Origin of the sequence: Clostridium beijerinckii HUN142, from assembly GCF_000621745.1 — a bacterium.
GTDB classification, from domain to species: domain Bacteria; phylum Bacillota; class Clostridia; order Clostridiales; family Clostridiaceae; genus Clostridium; species Clostridium beijerinckii_A.
Genome location: NZ_JHXK01000042.1, coordinates 1 through 16,378 on the forward strand (window position 1 = coordinate 1; position 16,378 = coordinate 16,378).

Genomic DNA, 16,378 nt, shown 5'->3' on the forward strand with positions numbered 1-16,378 from the left:
GTTGTAATGTTTTGTTGTTATCTGTCGTTTCTGACAGCTTACTCAGTATATCACCGCTTTCGAAGCTTGTCAATAACTTTTTTTCAAAACTTTCTGAACTCCATTTTAAATAGTTCTATTAGTTTATAAGTTACTAATAGTTTATAAGTTACTAATTATGCATCTCTTAGCGAGGATCTTTATCATATCATCACCATTCGACATTGTCAACAACCTTCCTAGAAAATCTTTTTCCTTTTAAGTTGTTTTGTTTATATCTCTTAGCGACGTGTTTTATCTTAACATATACATTTATATCTATATTTATATAGAACTTCATCTGATTTGTTTAAATATGCGATACTACATTATACTCCATATATTAGTATTATTCTATTGTAGATACACTAGGAATAGTTAACCATGTTTACTTACTATAAATACTACGATTTTATATTTAAAACTTGATTATATGGTCATATGAAAATTTATACTCCATAATAATACTTCATAATATATTGACGTTTTTTATTATATTTACATATTCTACTTTCAATAAAAGAGTCCAATTAATATAGATAGAAAACTATTAAACAGTATATTTCAGAAAATACGTTCTGAAATATACTGTTTAATAGTTTTTCCTTATTGCTAGTATTCTATTTGTATTCAATATTTCTTCATCCATTTACCTTTTAGAAAATAATTTAGAAATGCCAAATCGTCTGTTAATTCTGGATGAAAAGATGTTACTATAATATTATCTTGCTTAGCTGCTACTATCTTATTATCTATTTTGCATAAAATCTTCACGTTCTCTTTAATTTCTGTTATATATGGAGCCCTAATAAAAACAAGTTCCATTTTCTCTTTAGATACTTCATTTATTGGCTCAAATGTTTTAAAACTATCTACTTGACTTCCAAATGCATTCCTTCTAACTTTGATATCCATTAATTTAAGATAGTCGGATTTCTCATTCTCTATTTCGCTTGCTAGCAATATCATTCCAGCACAAGTCCCCCATGTAGGTATTCCACTTCTTATTTTCAGCTTTAGCGGCTCAATTAATCCAGTTATCTTTAGAAGTTTCCCTATAGTTGTACTTTCTCCGCCAGGTATTATTAGTGCTTCAATATTATTTAATTCCTCTTCTCTTTTAATCTCTATTCCAATATGCCCTAATAAGTTTATTTGGTTTATATGCTCAATTATCCCTCCCTGTAAAGCCAAAACCCCAACTATCATTTTACCATCCTCTTTCAGCATATTGCGTTTTTATCTCTTCTGAAGAAATTCCACTCATTGCACTTCCTAAATCTGTTGAAACTTCTGCTAATTTTTCTGGATCATTATAATAAGTAGTAGCTAATACAATAGCTCTTGCTCTTTTTTCAGGATTATTAGATTTAAATATTCCAGATCCTACAAATACCCCATCGCTTCCTAATTGCATCATAAGAGCTGCATCTGCTGGGGTTGCTATTCCACCTGCTGCAAAGTTAACAACAGGTAATTTTCCATTTTCCCAAACATACTTAATTAGCTCATATGGTGCCCCAAAGTTTTTAGCTAAAGTCATTAGCTCTTCTTTTGATGAAGTTTGTATTTTCTTTATTTCTTCAACCATTGTTCGCATGTGTTTAACAGCTTGTACTACATCACCTGTACCTGCTTCACCTTTAGTTCTTATCATTGATGCACCTTCACCAATTCTTCTTAGCGCCTCACCAATATTAGTTGCACCACAAACAAATGGTACTTTAAATATTTCTTTATTTATATGATATTTATCATCTGCTGGAGTAAGTACTTCACTTTCATCTATAAAATCGATGTTCAATGCTTCTAGTATTTGAGCCTCTACAAAATGTCCTATCCTAACCTTAGCCATAATCGGAATCGATACAGCCTTCTGAATTTCCTTAATCATTTTAGGATCTGACATTCTGGCTACCCCACCTTCCTTCCTTATATCAGAAGGAACCCTTTCAAGTGCCATCACAGCACATGCACCAGCTTTCTCGGCTATTATCGCTTCCTCTTTATTAGTGACATCCATAATAACGCCACCCTTTAGCATTTGAGCAAGATTTCTATTTATTGTCTCTCTCTCCATAATACATAACTCCCCCTTCTTCTAAGCTTATAAGCTTATTCATATAATAAAATATGTATGGATACAAAAGCAAATGTATCCATACAATATTTTATAGCTCCCCAAGAAGAATTTTGAATATAAAAATAGAGCATTATATTAGAACAGTGGCATGAACTTTGTTACTAGTTATGAATTAAGGATAAAATACCTAACATACTTTCTATAAATATATCTAAAATATATTTATAGAAAGCTCTAGGAGTTCCCCCTCATCAAATTATGGTTCTTAACTGACTTTCTACTCACAAATATCTATATATCTCTTAAATCTACCTTTGCATACATATGATTTATCAACTATTTTAAAACCTGCATCAATAATATAATTATCCATCTCTTCAAAAGTAACTATAACCAATCTATTACTTATTCTACGTGCACTTTTAATCAAAGATATTTGTTCTTCTACAGTCGTTGGTGAAAACAAACCATATGGTAAATCTATAATAGCAGTATCATATTTTTCTTGAATCTGATTCATATCACCGTTAGTTACTACATTTTCATATCCGTAGAACTCTAAGTTCTTCTTGGCATTTTCTGCAATACTTTTATTAAGTTCACACCCAACAACATTAATACCCATTGAAAAAGCTTCAAGAATAACTGTACCTACTCCACAACATGGATCTATTAATGTACATTCTAAATTATTTTTAATTGCTATATTAACTAATGCTCTAGCAACCCTGACGCTTAAAGAGTTCGAATATGAATGTGGCTTATTATCATGAATGTGCCACTTATAATCGTTTTTTTCATACCTTCCAAATATCCATTTCCCACAAATTCTTGTAACTCCAAGGATAACTTTAGGATTATGAATTTCAGGTTCTCCTGTTATTACAAATCCTATCTTGCTAAGACTTCTGAGGCGTTCTTCATAGTCTATATCACTATATTCTGTTCTTACGTAGCAGACCTTAAACTCGTTATAAGCTAGCTTATCTTTTATGATATTGTCTATTATTTGTTCTAAAGAATCTTCTTCATATATTACTGAAATCATTTCTTTTATAAACGGACTCCTTGAAGGACTAATATATAAGTCTGAAAACAAATATTTTTCATTTGGGGTTTTACCAAAAAGGCATCTCATTTCTAACTTACATAAATCTTCTTCAAACACAGGATACTTAATATAGTAAAAATACTTTTTATAGTTATTATAATCTAATTTTAATGTTTTTTTATTCAATATAATTCACCATCTTCACTTTAAATATAATCTAGGTATTAATATTATTCTTTTCAACTATAACTGTCTACATATATATTCACAAAACCAACTTTCTTCTTAATAAATATTATTTATATATTTCAAAGGCACAATCTTAGTTAATTATTATCGAAAAATGAAAAGTTATAAACATATTTTTAGTATATTTACTTTTATGTAATTAATTTATAATACGATAACAAATTTTTCTTAATAAGATATACCCTTTTCCATTGAAATACTTACATTACTCCTTCATCCTATAAATTTACTCAACATAACATTTTTTAGGATTGATTTATAACTTCTGATAACGTTTTTATGAATCTTTTATTATTTTTTATATAAAATATTAAATATCAATCTTGTAATAATTATTCCTATATGTTATTATATCAACAATATATATGATAACTTTATGGCATTTTATCAAAGTATAATAAAATTAATTGTTATTTTAATATTGTCTTTTAAAGTTAAAAGGGGGATAAATATATGAAAAAAAATTTACTATCAGGAATCTTAGCCTCTGCTATGGCTATTACTCTTCTTGCTGGTTGTAGCGGAAATTCAGCCGGAGGTGGAAGCAACGAAGATACTATCAAAATCGGTGCTATCGGCCCATTATCTGGTGCTGCATCTACTTATGGAGTTTCAGTAAAAGAAGGTGCTCAATTATTAGAAAAGGAAGTTAACGATGCCGGTGGAATCAACGGTAAAAAAATTAAATTTGTTTTTGAAGATGATCAAGCGGATCCAAATTCATCAATGCAAGCTTTCAATAAACTTGTTGATGATGAAAAGGTATGTGCAATTTTAGGACCTGTTACATCAGGTGCAACACTTGCAGTTGCTCCAAATGCAACATCCAAACAAATTCCAATGATTACACCAACAGCTACAGAACCAACTATAACAAGTGTTGGTGGAGATTATATGTTTAGAGGTTGCTTTGTAGACTCATTCCAAGGAGATGTTCTTGCAAAATATGCTACTGAAAAATTAGCAAAGAAAACAGCCGCAGTTTTATATAATGCTGGTTCAGATTATTCAAAAGGAATAGCTGATAGCTTTAAATCAAAATTTGAAGCTGCTGGTGGACAAGTTGGTGAATTCCTTACTTACAACGATAAGGATACTGACTTTAAAGCTCAATTAACTAAAATTAAAAGTTTAAATCCAGATGTAATAGTATTACCTGATTACTACAATGTTGTTGGTCTTATTGCTAAACAAGCAAGAGAAATGGGAATAACTTCTCAGTTCCTTGGTGGAGATGGCTGGGAGTCAGAAGAATTAACTAAAATCGGTCAAAAAGCTGTAGATGGTGCATTATATATCAATCATTACTACTCTGGAGACTCAGATGAGAATGTTAAAAAATTCGTTGAATCATATAAGAAAGAATACAACAAAGAACCGGATGCTTTCGCTGCCCTTTCATATGACACTTCTAAAATTCTAGTTAAAGCAATAGAAAAAGCTGGTAAAACAGATGGTGCTGCTATTAAAGACGCTTTAGCTTCAATGGAAATGAACAGTGTTACTGGTAACATCAAATTTGGTAGTGACAGAAGTGCTATAAAGAGTGCTGCTATTATTAAAGTTGATGGAGATAAGAAAGTTTTAGCTGATAAAGTTAATCCTTAATCATTAAAAAGGGAGGAATATACAATGGAATTTTTACAACAAATCATTAACGGTTTAGCATTAGGTAGCGTATATGCCCTCCTAGCATTAGGGTATACAATGGTATATGGAATAATACAGTTAATAAACTTTGCTCATGGTGAGATTTATATGATAGGAGCCTTTTCAGGCTTCTATTGTGCTTCAACATTAAAACTGCCATTAATTCCAACATTATTAGTTGCTATGGCAGTTTCAGCATTATCTGGGGTAATTATAGAGAAAATTGCTTATAAACCTTTAAGAAATTCTCCAAGAATTGCTTTACTTATTACAGCAATTGGTGTTTCTTTATTCCTGCAAAATGCTATGAGATTATTAGTTGGATCTAATCCAAAACCATTTCCCGATTTAATTAATGCTGGGAGTATTAATATAGGAACTGTTCAAATCGATATGAAAACAATATTAATGTTTGCAGTTTCCGCTTTTTTAGTTGTTTTACTACAATTTATTGTTTACAAAACTAAAGTTGGAAAGGCCATGAGAGCCTCTTCTCAAGATATGGAAGCCGCTTCTCTTATGGGGATAAATGTTAATAATACTATTTCTCTTACTTTTGCAATAGGTTCAGCCTTAGCTGGTATAGCTGGAGTTTTAGTTGCTATATCTTACCCTAGCATAACTCCTTACATGGGAGCTATGCCCGGACTTAAAGCCTTTGTTGCTGCAGTGCTTGGTGGAATTGGAAGTATACCTGGAGCCCTTGTTGGTGGAATTGCTATAGGATTACTTGAAACTTTTTCTAAAGCTTATATTTCAACCAACTTCTCAGATGCAATAGTATTTGCGATTTTAATTATAATACTTTTAATTAAGCCTTCTGGTCTATTAGGTAAAAAGACCAATGTGAAAGTGTAGGTGTTAATTATGAAGAATTTATTTAATAAAAAAAATATTTGTATTATTATTGGAGTTTTAATAACATATGGCGTACTATTTGGTTTAATAAGTGCAAAAGTTATTAACTCATACTACAAAGGAATTATTACTTTTGCTTTAATAAATGTTATTTTAGCTGTATCGTTAAATTTAATTGTTGGGTTTACAGGACAACTATGTTTAGGACATGCTGGTTTTATGTCAATAGGTGCATATGTATCAGCCATAGTAACACAAAAAGCGCACATGCCGTTTATCGCTTCAATACTTATTGGTGCAGTAATCGCATGTATATTAGCAGCCCTAGTTGGATATCCTACACTAAAACTTACAGGTGATTATTTTGCAATAACAACCTTGGCTTTTTGTCAAATTATTCAAATAATAATTATGAATATTGATACAGTTGGTGGAGCACGTGGCCTTACTGGTATTCCTACCAAGACCACTTTTACAGTTGCTTTCATATTCATGGTGGCTAGTATAGTTATAATAAAAAATATAATTAACTCATCTCAAGGTAGAGCAATGCTTTCTATTCGTGAAAATGAAATAGCTGCTGAATCTATGGGAATCAATGCATTAAAATACAAAATGATGGCCTTTATTATAGCCGCCTTTTTCGCAGGACTTGCTGGTGGACTTTATGCACACTATTCGGGATATATAAAACCAGATCTTTTCGATTTTAACAAATCAATCGATTATTTAACCTTTGTTGTATTTGGTGGCATGGGATCTTTATCTGGTTCAATTATTTCCGCTATAATGCTTACTTTCTTACCAGAACTTTTAAGAAGCATGGGCGATTTCAGAATGGTTATATATCCATTAGCTTTAATACTACTTATGATATTCAGACCTGAAGGATTATTTGGAGATAAAGAAATTTCTCTTAAAATCTTCGGTAAATTAATACCAAGTAAAAAATCAGATGATAGAGAGGAGGCTTAATTCAATGCTAGAAATTCAAAATTTATCAATTGTATTCGGTGGATTAAAGGCTGTCTCAGATTTTAATCTTACAATAAACAAAAAGGAAATTGTTGGACTTATCGGGCCTAATGGTGCCGGTAAGACAACTGTATTTAACATGTTGACTGGTGTTTATACTCCAACTGAAGGTACTATATCTTATCTTGGAGAAAAAATTCAAGGTCTTAAACCTTATAATATTACGCAAAAAAAAATAGCCAGAACTTTTCAAAATATACGTCTATTTTCTCATCTTTCTGTTCTCGATAATGTTAAAGTAAGTTTTAATTATAGAATAAATTATTCTATAATTGATTCCATATTTAGAACTCCTAAATTCAGAAAAACAGAGGCTGAAATAATAGATAAAAGTATTGAACTATTAAAAGTCTTTTCTCTTGATGGAAAAAAAGATGAATTAGCTAGCAATCTTCCTTATGGCGAGCAACGAAAGCTTGAAATAGTAAGAGCTCTGGCAGCAGAACCATCTCTTTTATTATTAGATGAGCCTGCTGCTGGTATGAATCCTCAGGAAACAGTAGAGCTTACTAAGCTTATAGATTGGATTAAAGATAAGTTTAATATATCCATTCTTTTAATTGAGCACGATATGAAGCTTGTTATGGGAATCTGCGATAAAATAGCAGTTCTTGATTATGGTAAGAAGATTGCTGAAGGTACTCCAGAGGAAATTAAAAATAATCCTAAGGTAATTGAAGCTTATCTTGGAGAGGGGGCTTAAAAATGCTAAAGGTAGAAAACATTAATCTATATTATGGTGTAATTCATGCACTAAGAGACATTTCCCTTGAAGTAAAGCAAGGTGAAATAGTAACATTAATAGGCGCTAACGGTGCTGGTAAGACTTCTACTCTTAGAGCTATATCAGGTCTTGAACCAATAAAATCAGGTACCGTCACTTTTAAGGGTTCTGAACTAAACAAGGTTCCAGCTAATAAAATAGTTTCTCTAGGTCTTTCCCATGTACCAGAAGGAAGAAGAGTTTTTCCTCAGTTATCGGTCTTAGAAAATCTAGAATTAGGTGCTTATTTAAGAAATGATAAAGCAGGAATCAAACAAGACATGGAAATGGTATTTGCTAAATTCCCAAGACTAAAAGAAAGAATAAAACAACAAGCTGGTACTCTTTCTGGTGGTGAACAGCAAATGCTTGCAATCGGAAGAGCTCTTATGAATAGACCAGAAATGCTTATATTAGATGAGCCTTCAATGGGGCTTGCGCCTCTTGTTGTTAAAGATATCTTTGATACAATTGTTGAAATTAATAAATCAGGAACAACTATACTTTTAGTTGAGCAAAATGCAAATATGGCCCTTGCCATTGCACATAGAGCTTACGTTCTTGAAACTGGTAATATAGTAAAATCCGGTGATGCGCAAGTTCTTCTTAATGATGAAAGTATTAAGAGTGCATATCTTGGTGAATAAATAGTCAAATTAAGTTACTATAAAAAAAAGACTGATGACCAAATCAGTCTTTTTTTTATAGTAACTTAATCTAATCTCTTTTTCTTATAAGCATAAACAAAAATTCCAGCACCAATTATAATCCACAATAGAATTACTAATATATTATAAGCAAAATTTATATTTAAAGGTTCATTAGTAAAAATTCTGCCTAGCAATATTTGCATGTTATAGTTAGGTAAAAAATTAGCTGCTATTCCGGCTATATTATTCATTTTTGCTAAAGTACCCGCTAAAAATATAACCATGAAAAACGGCATTCCTATGGTTCCTGCACTAGCCTGATTTTCTGCTAAAATTCCTATTACCGCTCCAAGTTCTATAAACCATATAACTACTAATGTTGTTATAATAATAAAATGTCCTATGTAAGGAAGCTTCATTCCCATAATGAAGTATGTTAGCATATTAACTACAAATGAAAGTATTAATGTTATGATAGCTTTTCCAGTTAAAAATTCCAGTGGAGAAACTGCTGCAAGCATTAAAGTTCTTAGGGTATTTTTCTCCTTCTCCTCTGCAATTAACGTTGCAATTATAAATCCTGAAACCAGCATTAAATTAGCATTTAAGGTTACATTCATAGTATATTCTCTTAACTGTTCAGTATCGCCAAAAGTTCTTACAAAAATTAAACAAAGTATTATTGGGATTAAGAACATAAACAAGACATTTTTATTTTTCGATAAATCCTTTGCTTCCTTTTTAACTAATGCACTAACCCTTCTTATTGAAAAAGTCATTATAATTCCCTCCCTGTTAAATGCAAAAATATTTCTTCTAAACTTGGTTCCGACGAATGTATTGATAATACTCGTCCATTCTTCATCCAAGATTGAATATTGTCTGCACCTTCTTTATTATTCTTTACAGTAATTAATTTATCTTCATCTTTTAATTTAATCTTTATTTCATCATTCGCATACTTTAATTTTAATTCTTCTGGTCTCCCTATTTCAACAATCTCTCCTTGATTTATAAATGCAACTCTATCACAAAGCTTATCAGCTTCCTCCATATTATGTGTAGTTAAAAATATAGTAGCTCCTTCGTGATTTATTTTCCTGAGAAATTTATGAATTTCTATAACTGTTCCTGGATCTAATGACGAAGTGGGTTCATCTAAAAACAGTAATTTAGGCCTATGAAGCACTGCTTGTATAAGCATTACTCTCTGTTTCATTCCTTTTGATAACTTTTTTATAACTATGTTTTTGTATTTCATCATATTCATACATTCTAATACATAATCTACATCTTTTTCATTCACTTTATTAATCTCTGCAAAAAGCATAAGGTTGTCTTTAACAGTAAGTCTTTCATATAATCCATTATTATCAGAAAGTATTCCTATATCTCTAAATTCATTAAATTTTTCAACATATAAGTTCTTATTAAGAACTAACACTTCTCCACTTGTAGGTATTAATTGTGATGTTAAAATCTTTATTGCCGTAGTCTTTCCTGCTCCACTCGGACCTAAAAACCCAAAAATTTCTCCTTTCTTAACACTAAAACTTAGATTTTGTAGTGCTACATTCTTATTAAATTCTTTTCTTACTCTTTTCATAGAAATTACATTTTCCAAAAGTGCTTTCCTCCCCTTTATATATTGATTAATCATCTGAACAATTGTCCAATTATTTCGAACAATGTAATTATCATATACTCGGAGTAAATTAACCATAAAAATGCCTCCAAAGGAGTAAAAACGGCATTAGTTGAATCAATTTATACTATGAACAGATCCAATTGAATACATTTTATATGATTATATTCTGCTAAGCGGATACTATATTGCATCAAATTAAGCACCTATATCTTTAAAATTTCCTTTAATTCTGTAATCTTTCCTTTAGAAAGTGGAATAGAACTTTTTCCCCTATCACCTAAAATTAAACTATAACTATTTCTTGTCCATGTAACTACTTCTTTAACTTTTTGAAGATTTACAATATAAGATCTATGGCATCTAAAAAATCCAAAACACCTTAACCTTTCCTCTAGCTCAGTTAATGACATCATACACTGAAACTTCTCTCCTCTTACATTTAAACTACTTACTCCTGATTCACTTTCTGCATAATCTATCTCAAACGGATCAAATAATAATATTCTTTCTTCAATCTTCGCTGGAATCTTTTCGATTTTGTGCATAAACTCTAATTTTTCTTTGCTTTCTGATGTAATAGCTTCTTCTTTCTTATCTTCAGCTTCTCTTAGTCCATTCTCATCAAGAACATAAACTTTTCCCCCAATTAACATTGCTTCCTTAAAAGATGAACATATACTTAATACTGCTGCACCTTTGTTACATAACTCTTCAATATTTTTGAGGATTATTTCTGTTGCATTTTTATCTATATCAAATATTGGATCCTGAAATATCAAAAGTTCAGGTTCCTTTAGTATTTCCCGGGCAAAACTAAGCATTTTCCTTCTAGTATAACTTAAAGCTTTTATCCTCTTACCTGCAATCTCTAGCAATGAGAGCTTTAACATTATTTCTCTGTAATTAACCTTTGAATCAATTATTTCTGTATAATATCTCATATATTCTTCTACTGTAAATCTTTCATAAAATCCTTCGTCTCTAAATATAACACCAATATTTCCTTTATTTTTATGAATATAATCGCTATGGTTTATTTTATCTATATATATTTCGCCACTACCTATTACTTCTTTATCTAATATAAGATCTATTAATGTATTACTAAACTCCCTATCTGCTTCAATACTTACCAGACTTCCCTTTTCAACCATAAGATTTATATTATTTATGAAACTATTAGCTTGTTTTTTATATAAATTTTTTATTTTCAACATTATAAATTATTCTCCTTGACTTATACATTCAGTTAATTAATATACATTATAGGTAAATTATTACACTAGTTTGTAATGATATCAATAGTAGGCTTCAACATTCCATAAATACCATTATGTAAAATGTAATTGAATTTCATATTATATTAAATTTTATAAACGACGAATAGATAATTTTATTAATGATAAACTAAATTTGTATAAATGAAATAAAAGGAGGTTATAATTTATGAGCTACGAAGAAAAAGAATCTCTAAAGAGTGAGGCAAAAAAAATGATGATTGATGGAGAACATTGGAATGCAATTAGAGAAAAAACTCATCTAAGACTAAAAGATTTACGAAGAATTCAAAGGGATGAAATAAATCCTAAGTTCTAAACTTAAAATTCATTACACTTAACAATGATAGATAATACTATAAATTAAAATACTATGATTTTATTACTAACTACTAAGCAAGGAAATATATATTTTAGAGGTTTCTCCAAACTTTCTATAAGTATATATTTACTTTGCTTATTTTATTTTGCTTAAGCATAATATATATTATAGAAAAAGTTGAAAATTTTTGAATTTTCTGAATATTCTGTTGTATAATATATATGTATAACAAATTTATATAAAAAATAAAGGGGATGTTTTAAATGGTACCATATTTTATGCTTATTTATAGTGTTATAATTATTTCACTTATAGCAATCATTTATTTGGTCAGGTATACATTTTCTCAAGACAAAGGCACTAGCCAAATGCAAGAAATATCAACTTACATTAAGGAAGGTGCTATGGCATTCATTAAAAGACAATATAGAACCATCTTTGTTTTATCCATTGTTGCTTTATTTTTAATTATACTTTCTAACTATTTCGGTAATGTATCAAAAGGTCCAAGCTCTGCTATATCTATATCCTTACATACGGGTATAGCCTTTATAACAGGTGCATTCTGCTCAGCTTTATCTGGCTATATTGGTATGTATATGGCTGTTAATTCTAACGTAAGAGCTGCTGCTGGTGCAAAAAAAGGGTTAAACAACGCTCTTCAAATAGCTCTTAAAGGTGGTGCTGTCACTGGACTAGCTGTTACCTCATTATCTCTTTTAGGTGTAGCTTCTCTATTTCTTATCTATGGAGGTATTTCTGGAAATGATACTTTAATAAAAGAAGCCCCATCTCTTATAGTTGGGTTTGGGTTTGGTGCTTCCTTTGTCGCGTTATTTGCTCAACTTGGTGGAGGTATATATACAAAGGCTGCTGATGTTGGCGCTGATCTTGTCGGAAAGGTTGAAGCTGGTATTCCTGAAGATGATCCTAGAAATCCTGCTGTTATTGCTGATCTTGTTGGTGATAATGTAGGAGATTGCGCCGGTAGAGGTGCAGACTTATTTGAATCTACAGCGGCTGAGAATATAGGTGCTATGATTCTAGGAGTTGGACTTTATCCTATCTTTGGATGGAAAGGAATACTATTTCCTCTTGTAGCTCGTGCTCTTGGTATCATCGCTTCAATAATAGGCATATTTACTGTTAAAGTTAAGAATGATAATGATGATCCTATGAAAGCTTTAAAAGGTGGGTTTGTTATAACTTCCATAATTAATTTAGTAATATTATTTTTCGTAGTTAAAGATATGTTAAGTGGTTCACTTGCAACTGGTGGGCAAGTAAACTACATTTATCTATATGGATGTGCAGTTTCTGGAATAATACTTAGTTATATATTTGTAGTTTTAACTGATTATTATACTTCAATAACCCATAAACCTGTTAAAGAGATAGCTACTGCTTCTAAAACTGGAGCTGGAACTAATATAATAACTGGATTATCAGTTGGCATGGAATCAACTGCACTTCCTGTTGTTTGTATCTCTATTTGCATATTTATATCTTATAGATTAAGCGAAATGGCATTACCTAATGTTGCGAATGCAGGTTTGTATGGTACAGCAATTGCAACCATGGGAATGCTTTCAACCTGCACATATATTCTTGCCATGGATACCTTTGGTCCAATTACTGATAATGCCGGTGGGATTACCGAAATGTCTGGAGCACCTGAAGAGATTAGAAATATAACTGATAGATTAGACGCATGCGGTAATACTACAAAAGCATTAACAAAGGGGTACGCTGTAGGTTCAGCTGCACTTGCTACTTTTCTATTATTTTCTGCATACCTAGATGAAGTTAAAAAACTTCTTGGAAGACCTTTAGATTCATGGTTTTCAGTTGATATAGGTAAACCTGAAGTATTTATAGGTGGCTTTATAGGCGCTATGATAGTATTTCTATTTAGTTCTACTGCTATTAGAGCTGTTGGTAAGGCTGCTCAATATGTAATACTTGAAGTTAGACAACAATTTAAAGAAATACCAGGAATAATGGAAGGAACATCAAAACCTGATTATGCTCGCTGTGTTGATATAGTTACAAAAGGCGCTCTAAAAGAGATGGTTCTTCCTGGAATCATAGTAATCTCAGCTCCTATAATTGTTGGAGTTCTTCTAGGAAAAGAAGCCGCTGCTGGATTCCTAATGATAACCACCATTTCCGGCGTTATCATGGCCCTCTTCCTAAATAATGGTGGTGGTGCATGGGATAATGCGAAGAAGCTTATCGAATTAGGTGAATATGGTGGTAAAAATTCCGAAGCCCACAGAGCAAGTGTCGTTGGTGATACGGTTGGTGATCCATTTAAAGATACTGCCGGCCCATCGCTTCATGTACTTATAAAGCTTGTAAGCACTTTAACTTTAGTATTCGTTGCATTATTCGCATAGACTAGCTCATTTATAAAAGGTATGTGTCTCATATAACTTAGCATGACACATCCTTTTTTATCTTTTAATATAATTTTTAACTAACTGATAATATCATTCCTTTATTCCTAGTGCTAAATATATTTACTTTTATTGAGCGATAATTAATTGTATAATTGTTCTATATAAAAGTAAGTGTCTGGTTACTAATCATCTATTTAAATAAAGCTATTCATAGAGGGGGATAAAACTTAATGAATGAAAAATATGTAGTTATTATTCAGTGCGATATTGCTCATAATCGTTGCAGTGGTTTTGCATGTACAAATGCCTTTTACACTAGAGATTCTGTTTTTAAAAATTATAACGAATCAACTCGATACATTTCCTTCACCTGTGGAGGATGTTGTGGAAAAAGTATTGCTACTAAGCTAGAGCATCTATCAAAAAAGTTAAAAGTAAAAAATAATATAGATAAAGAAGATGTTGTGGTACACTTGTCATCCTGTATGGTAACTGATAATTATCATTATGATAGATGTCCTCACCTAGATTATATTAAATCTATTATATTAAAAAAAGGATATAATAAAGTTATAAACGGCTCTTATATAAGTAATAATGCTGAGAAGAAAAGATCCATTGGTAGTTATAACTGCTATGATTGAATATAAATTTAAAGGCAGGATATATATCCCGCCTTACTAATATTAAATTATTCAGTTTCAGTATTTTTCATGCTTCTTAAATACTTTCTCAATGTTGCTTTATCTATTATTTCTGAATATATTTCTGGTGCCTGTTTCTGAATTGCATTTATCTTATCTGTTATATTGCTATATATCCTAGTAATATCATTATATTTATCACATAGTAGTTTATTTTTCATTTGTATGATTTTATCAGTTTGCTCTGTTCTTGTAATTGGTTGAGGCGTATGCGGCTTATCAAATGTTAGACCTACCGTATTCCCATTTACAATAAACTCTTTATTTTCTATATATCCTATCTTTATTATTGCTTCTACAAATGCCTTACACATTTCTTCATCCTTTAAAGTAATATTTAAATACATTACCAATTCAGAAGGCTCTGAATATTCACCAAGTTTAAAGCCCGCTAACCACCAATGCTTATCATCTCTCGCAAAAAGTGTTTTTCCATTCTTTTTTAGTAAAAGAGAAATTGTTAATCTATCTTCATCACTAGCGCAATTATAAAACATATACTTATATACTTCTGATAAGTTTAATATAGGTTTTTCGGCTGTATATACACCAACTTCACATCCAGTATTCAAATCATATTGACCTTTCCATAATTCGATTAACCATATTCTATTACTATATTCAAAGTAAATTGGTTCACAATCTACTATCATTCCAAAAGGTGCTGATGCTTCATCATACAATCTACTATATCCCATATTTCTTTGCCATGCATTCATACTGCTATAAAATATATCTTGTACCGAATCATAGTCATAACCAACAATTTCAATTCCCTTATCTATAGGATTTTCAGACTTAACAATCCTCAATAGACTTCTATTTATATTTTTCATTATACGGATTCCAGTAAGCATTGTTATAAAAGATCCAAACATAAACACTCACCCCAAATAAATTGCTTTATTTATATAATATTCCTTTTATAATCATTATGTTAAAAGCTAACTTATAAATCTTATATAAATGAAACTATTTATTATGTGATTTCTGATATAAATTCCTTTATTTATAGTAAAATTAAAAACAACATACATTCTAATCAATAATTTTAATGTGTATGAATATTTTATAATATAACTTTAACCTAAACATTGACAATTATAAAAAATTGTACTATGATAAATTATACCAAACAGGTATACTTTAAGGAGTAAATTTTATGAATATTAATCAGGAATCTGACTACGCATTTAGAATAATACTTATGCTGTCTAAAGAAGGTTTAGATAACAAACTTGATGCAAAATCTCTATCTGAAAAGGGAAATATTCCTCTTAGATTTTTATTAAAGCTAACTAGAAAGTTAACTCAAGCGGGAATATTAAAGTCTTATAGAGGTGTTAACGGTGGTTATGCTATAACTAGGGAGCCTAAGGATATAACCTTAAAAGATGTAGTTGAGGCTATACAAGGTCCAATTGTTGTGACCAGATGTGTTTACGATGGCAAGGCCTGCAGTGCAAATAAAGCTGGTCACTGTTCTATACACAAGGCTTTGTGGAATATTCAAAATACAATGATAAATGAGCTAGAAAAAGTTAACTTTGATAAACTAAAGATTGATCCATGGTAACTTTATACATGCAAATATAAAAGGCGAAAGCCTTTTATATTTGCGCAAAACTATACCTTTTCAGTATACTTTTGGTCGAATATTAAATACAA

16 protein-coding genes are annotated in these 16,378 nt (G+C 30.7%); 9 read left to right on the forward strand and 7 right to left on the reverse strand.

Features of this window, described 5'->3' with window-relative positions; translation table 11 throughout:
* Positions 1-648: 648 nt before the first annotated feature.
* The 3 genes from pdxT to T483_RS0116870 all read right to left on the reverse strand — a co-directional run bounded on the left by pdxT (position 649) and on the right by T483_RS0116870 (position 3,338).
* Positions 649-1,227 (reverse strand): pyridoxal 5'-phosphate synthase glutaminase subunit PdxT, encoded by a 579-nt coding sequence (gene pdxT, locus T483_RS0116860; RefSeq protein ID WP_026887902.1) that lies wholly within the window; start codon positions 1,225-1,227, stop codon positions 649-651.
* Position 1,228: 1 nt separating this feature from the next.
* Positions 1,229-2,098 (reverse strand): pyridoxal 5'-phosphate synthase lyase subunit PdxS, encoded by an 870-nt coding sequence (gene pdxS, locus T483_RS0116865; protein WP_026887903.1) that lies wholly within the window; start codon positions 2,096-2,098, stop codon positions 1,229-1,231.
* A 280-nt stretch (positions 2,099-2,378) separates the two neighbouring features.
* A complete protein-coding gene (locus T483_RS0116870) occupies positions 2,379-3,338 on the reverse strand; it encodes a TRM11 family SAM-dependent methyltransferase (protein WP_026887904.1) in 960 nt (319 codons plus the stop codon).
* A gap of 516 nt (positions 3,339-3,854) precedes the next feature.
* Here T483_RS0116870 and T483_RS0116875 point away from each other — a divergent pair.
* The 5 genes from T483_RS0116875 to T483_RS0116895 are packed head-to-tail and all read left to right on the forward strand — an operon-like array spanning position 3,855 to position 8,354.
* Complete coding sequence (locus T483_RS0116875; protein WP_026887905.1) at positions 3,855-5,009, forward strand: ABC transporter substrate-binding protein; 1,155 nt, start codon at positions 3,855-3,857, stop codon at positions 5,007-5,009.
* 24 nt (positions 5,010-5,033) lie between these two features.
* Positions 5,034-5,909: a branched-chain amino acid ABC transporter permease gene (locus T483_RS0116880; RefSeq protein WP_026887906.1), complete on the forward strand. Its 876-nt coding sequence runs from the start codon at positions 5,034-5,036 to the stop codon at positions 5,907-5,909.
* A 9-nt stretch (positions 5,910-5,918) separates the two neighbouring features.
* Complete coding sequence (locus T483_RS0116885) at positions 5,919-6,884, forward strand: branched-chain amino acid ABC transporter permease (RefSeq protein ID WP_026887907.1); 966 nt, start codon at positions 5,919-5,921, stop codon at positions 6,882-6,884.
* 4 nt (positions 6,885-6,888) lie between these two features.
* Positions 6,889-7,647: an ABC transporter ATP-binding protein gene (locus tag T483_RS0116890; protein ID WP_026887908.1), complete on the forward strand. Its 759-nt coding sequence runs from the start codon at positions 6,889-6,891 to the stop codon at positions 7,645-7,647.
* A gap of 2 nt (positions 7,648-7,649) precedes the next feature.
* Complete coding sequence (locus T483_RS0116895; RefSeq protein WP_026887909.1) at positions 7,650-8,354, forward strand: ABC transporter ATP-binding protein; 705 nt, start codon at positions 7,650-7,652, stop codon at positions 8,352-8,354.
* 65 nt (positions 8,355-8,419) lie between these two features.
* Here T483_RS0116895 and T483_RS0116900 read toward each other — a convergent pair whose 3' ends face one another.
* From T483_RS0116900 to T483_RS0116910, 3 genes are all read right to left on the reverse strand, one after another.
* A complete protein-coding gene (locus T483_RS0116900; RefSeq protein WP_026887910.1) occupies positions 8,420-9,136 on the reverse strand; it encodes an ABC transporter permease in 717 nt (238 codons plus the stop codon).
* Complete coding sequence (locus T483_RS0116905; protein WP_026887911.1) at positions 9,136-9,981, reverse strand: ABC transporter ATP-binding protein; 846 nt, start codon at positions 9,979-9,981, stop codon at positions 9,136-9,138. The genes T483_RS0116900 and T483_RS0116905 overlap by 1 nt, the downstream gene beginning before the upstream one ends.
* A gap of 227 nt (positions 9,982-10,208) precedes the next feature.
* Entirely contained in the window at positions 10,209-11,222 is a 1,014-nt protein-coding gene (locus T483_RS0116910; protein ID WP_026887912.1) for a LytTR family transcriptional regulator DNA-binding domain-containing protein, read from the reverse strand.
* A 229-nt stretch (positions 11,223-11,451) separates the two neighbouring features.
* On the opposite strand from T483_RS0116910, the gene T483_RS31695 reads away from it, so the two are divergent.
* The 3 genes from T483_RS31695 (at position 11,452) to T483_RS0116925 (ending at position 14,650) form a co-directional block, all read left to right on the forward strand.
* Entirely contained in the window at positions 11,452-11,601 is a 150-nt protein-coding gene (locus T483_RS31695) for a hypothetical protein (RefSeq protein ID WP_196244894.1), read from the forward strand.
* Between the two features lie 266 nt (positions 11,602-11,867).
* The gene (locus T483_RS0116920) at positions 11,868-14,003 is read left to right on the forward strand and encodes a sodium-translocating pyrophosphatase (protein ID WP_026887913.1); all 2,136 of its coding nucleotides are present in this window, start codon (positions 11,868-11,870) and stop codon (positions 14,001-14,003) included.
* Positions 14,004-14,236: 233 nt separating this feature from the next.
* A complete protein-coding gene (locus tag T483_RS0116925) occupies positions 14,237-14,650 on the forward strand; it encodes a CGGC domain-containing protein (protein ID WP_026887914.1) in 414 nt (137 codons plus the stop codon).
* Between the two features lie 47 nt (positions 14,651-14,697).
* Here the strand turns inward: T483_RS0116925 and T483_RS0116930 are convergent, their stop codons facing one another.
* Positions 14,698-15,588, reverse strand: a complete 891-nt coding sequence (locus T483_RS0116930) for a DUF4474 domain-containing protein (RefSeq protein ID WP_026887915.1) — start codon at positions 15,586-15,588, stop codon at positions 14,698-14,700.
* A gap of 284 nt (positions 15,589-15,872) precedes the next feature.
* Between T483_RS0116930 and T483_RS0116935 the strand changes: the two genes are divergently transcribed.
* On the forward strand, positions 15,873-16,286 hold the full coding sequence (locus tag T483_RS0116935) for an RrF2 family transcriptional regulator (protein ID WP_026887916.1): 414 nt from the start codon (positions 15,873-15,875) through the stop codon (positions 16,284-16,286).
* Positions 16,287-16,378: the final 92 nt, after the last annotated feature.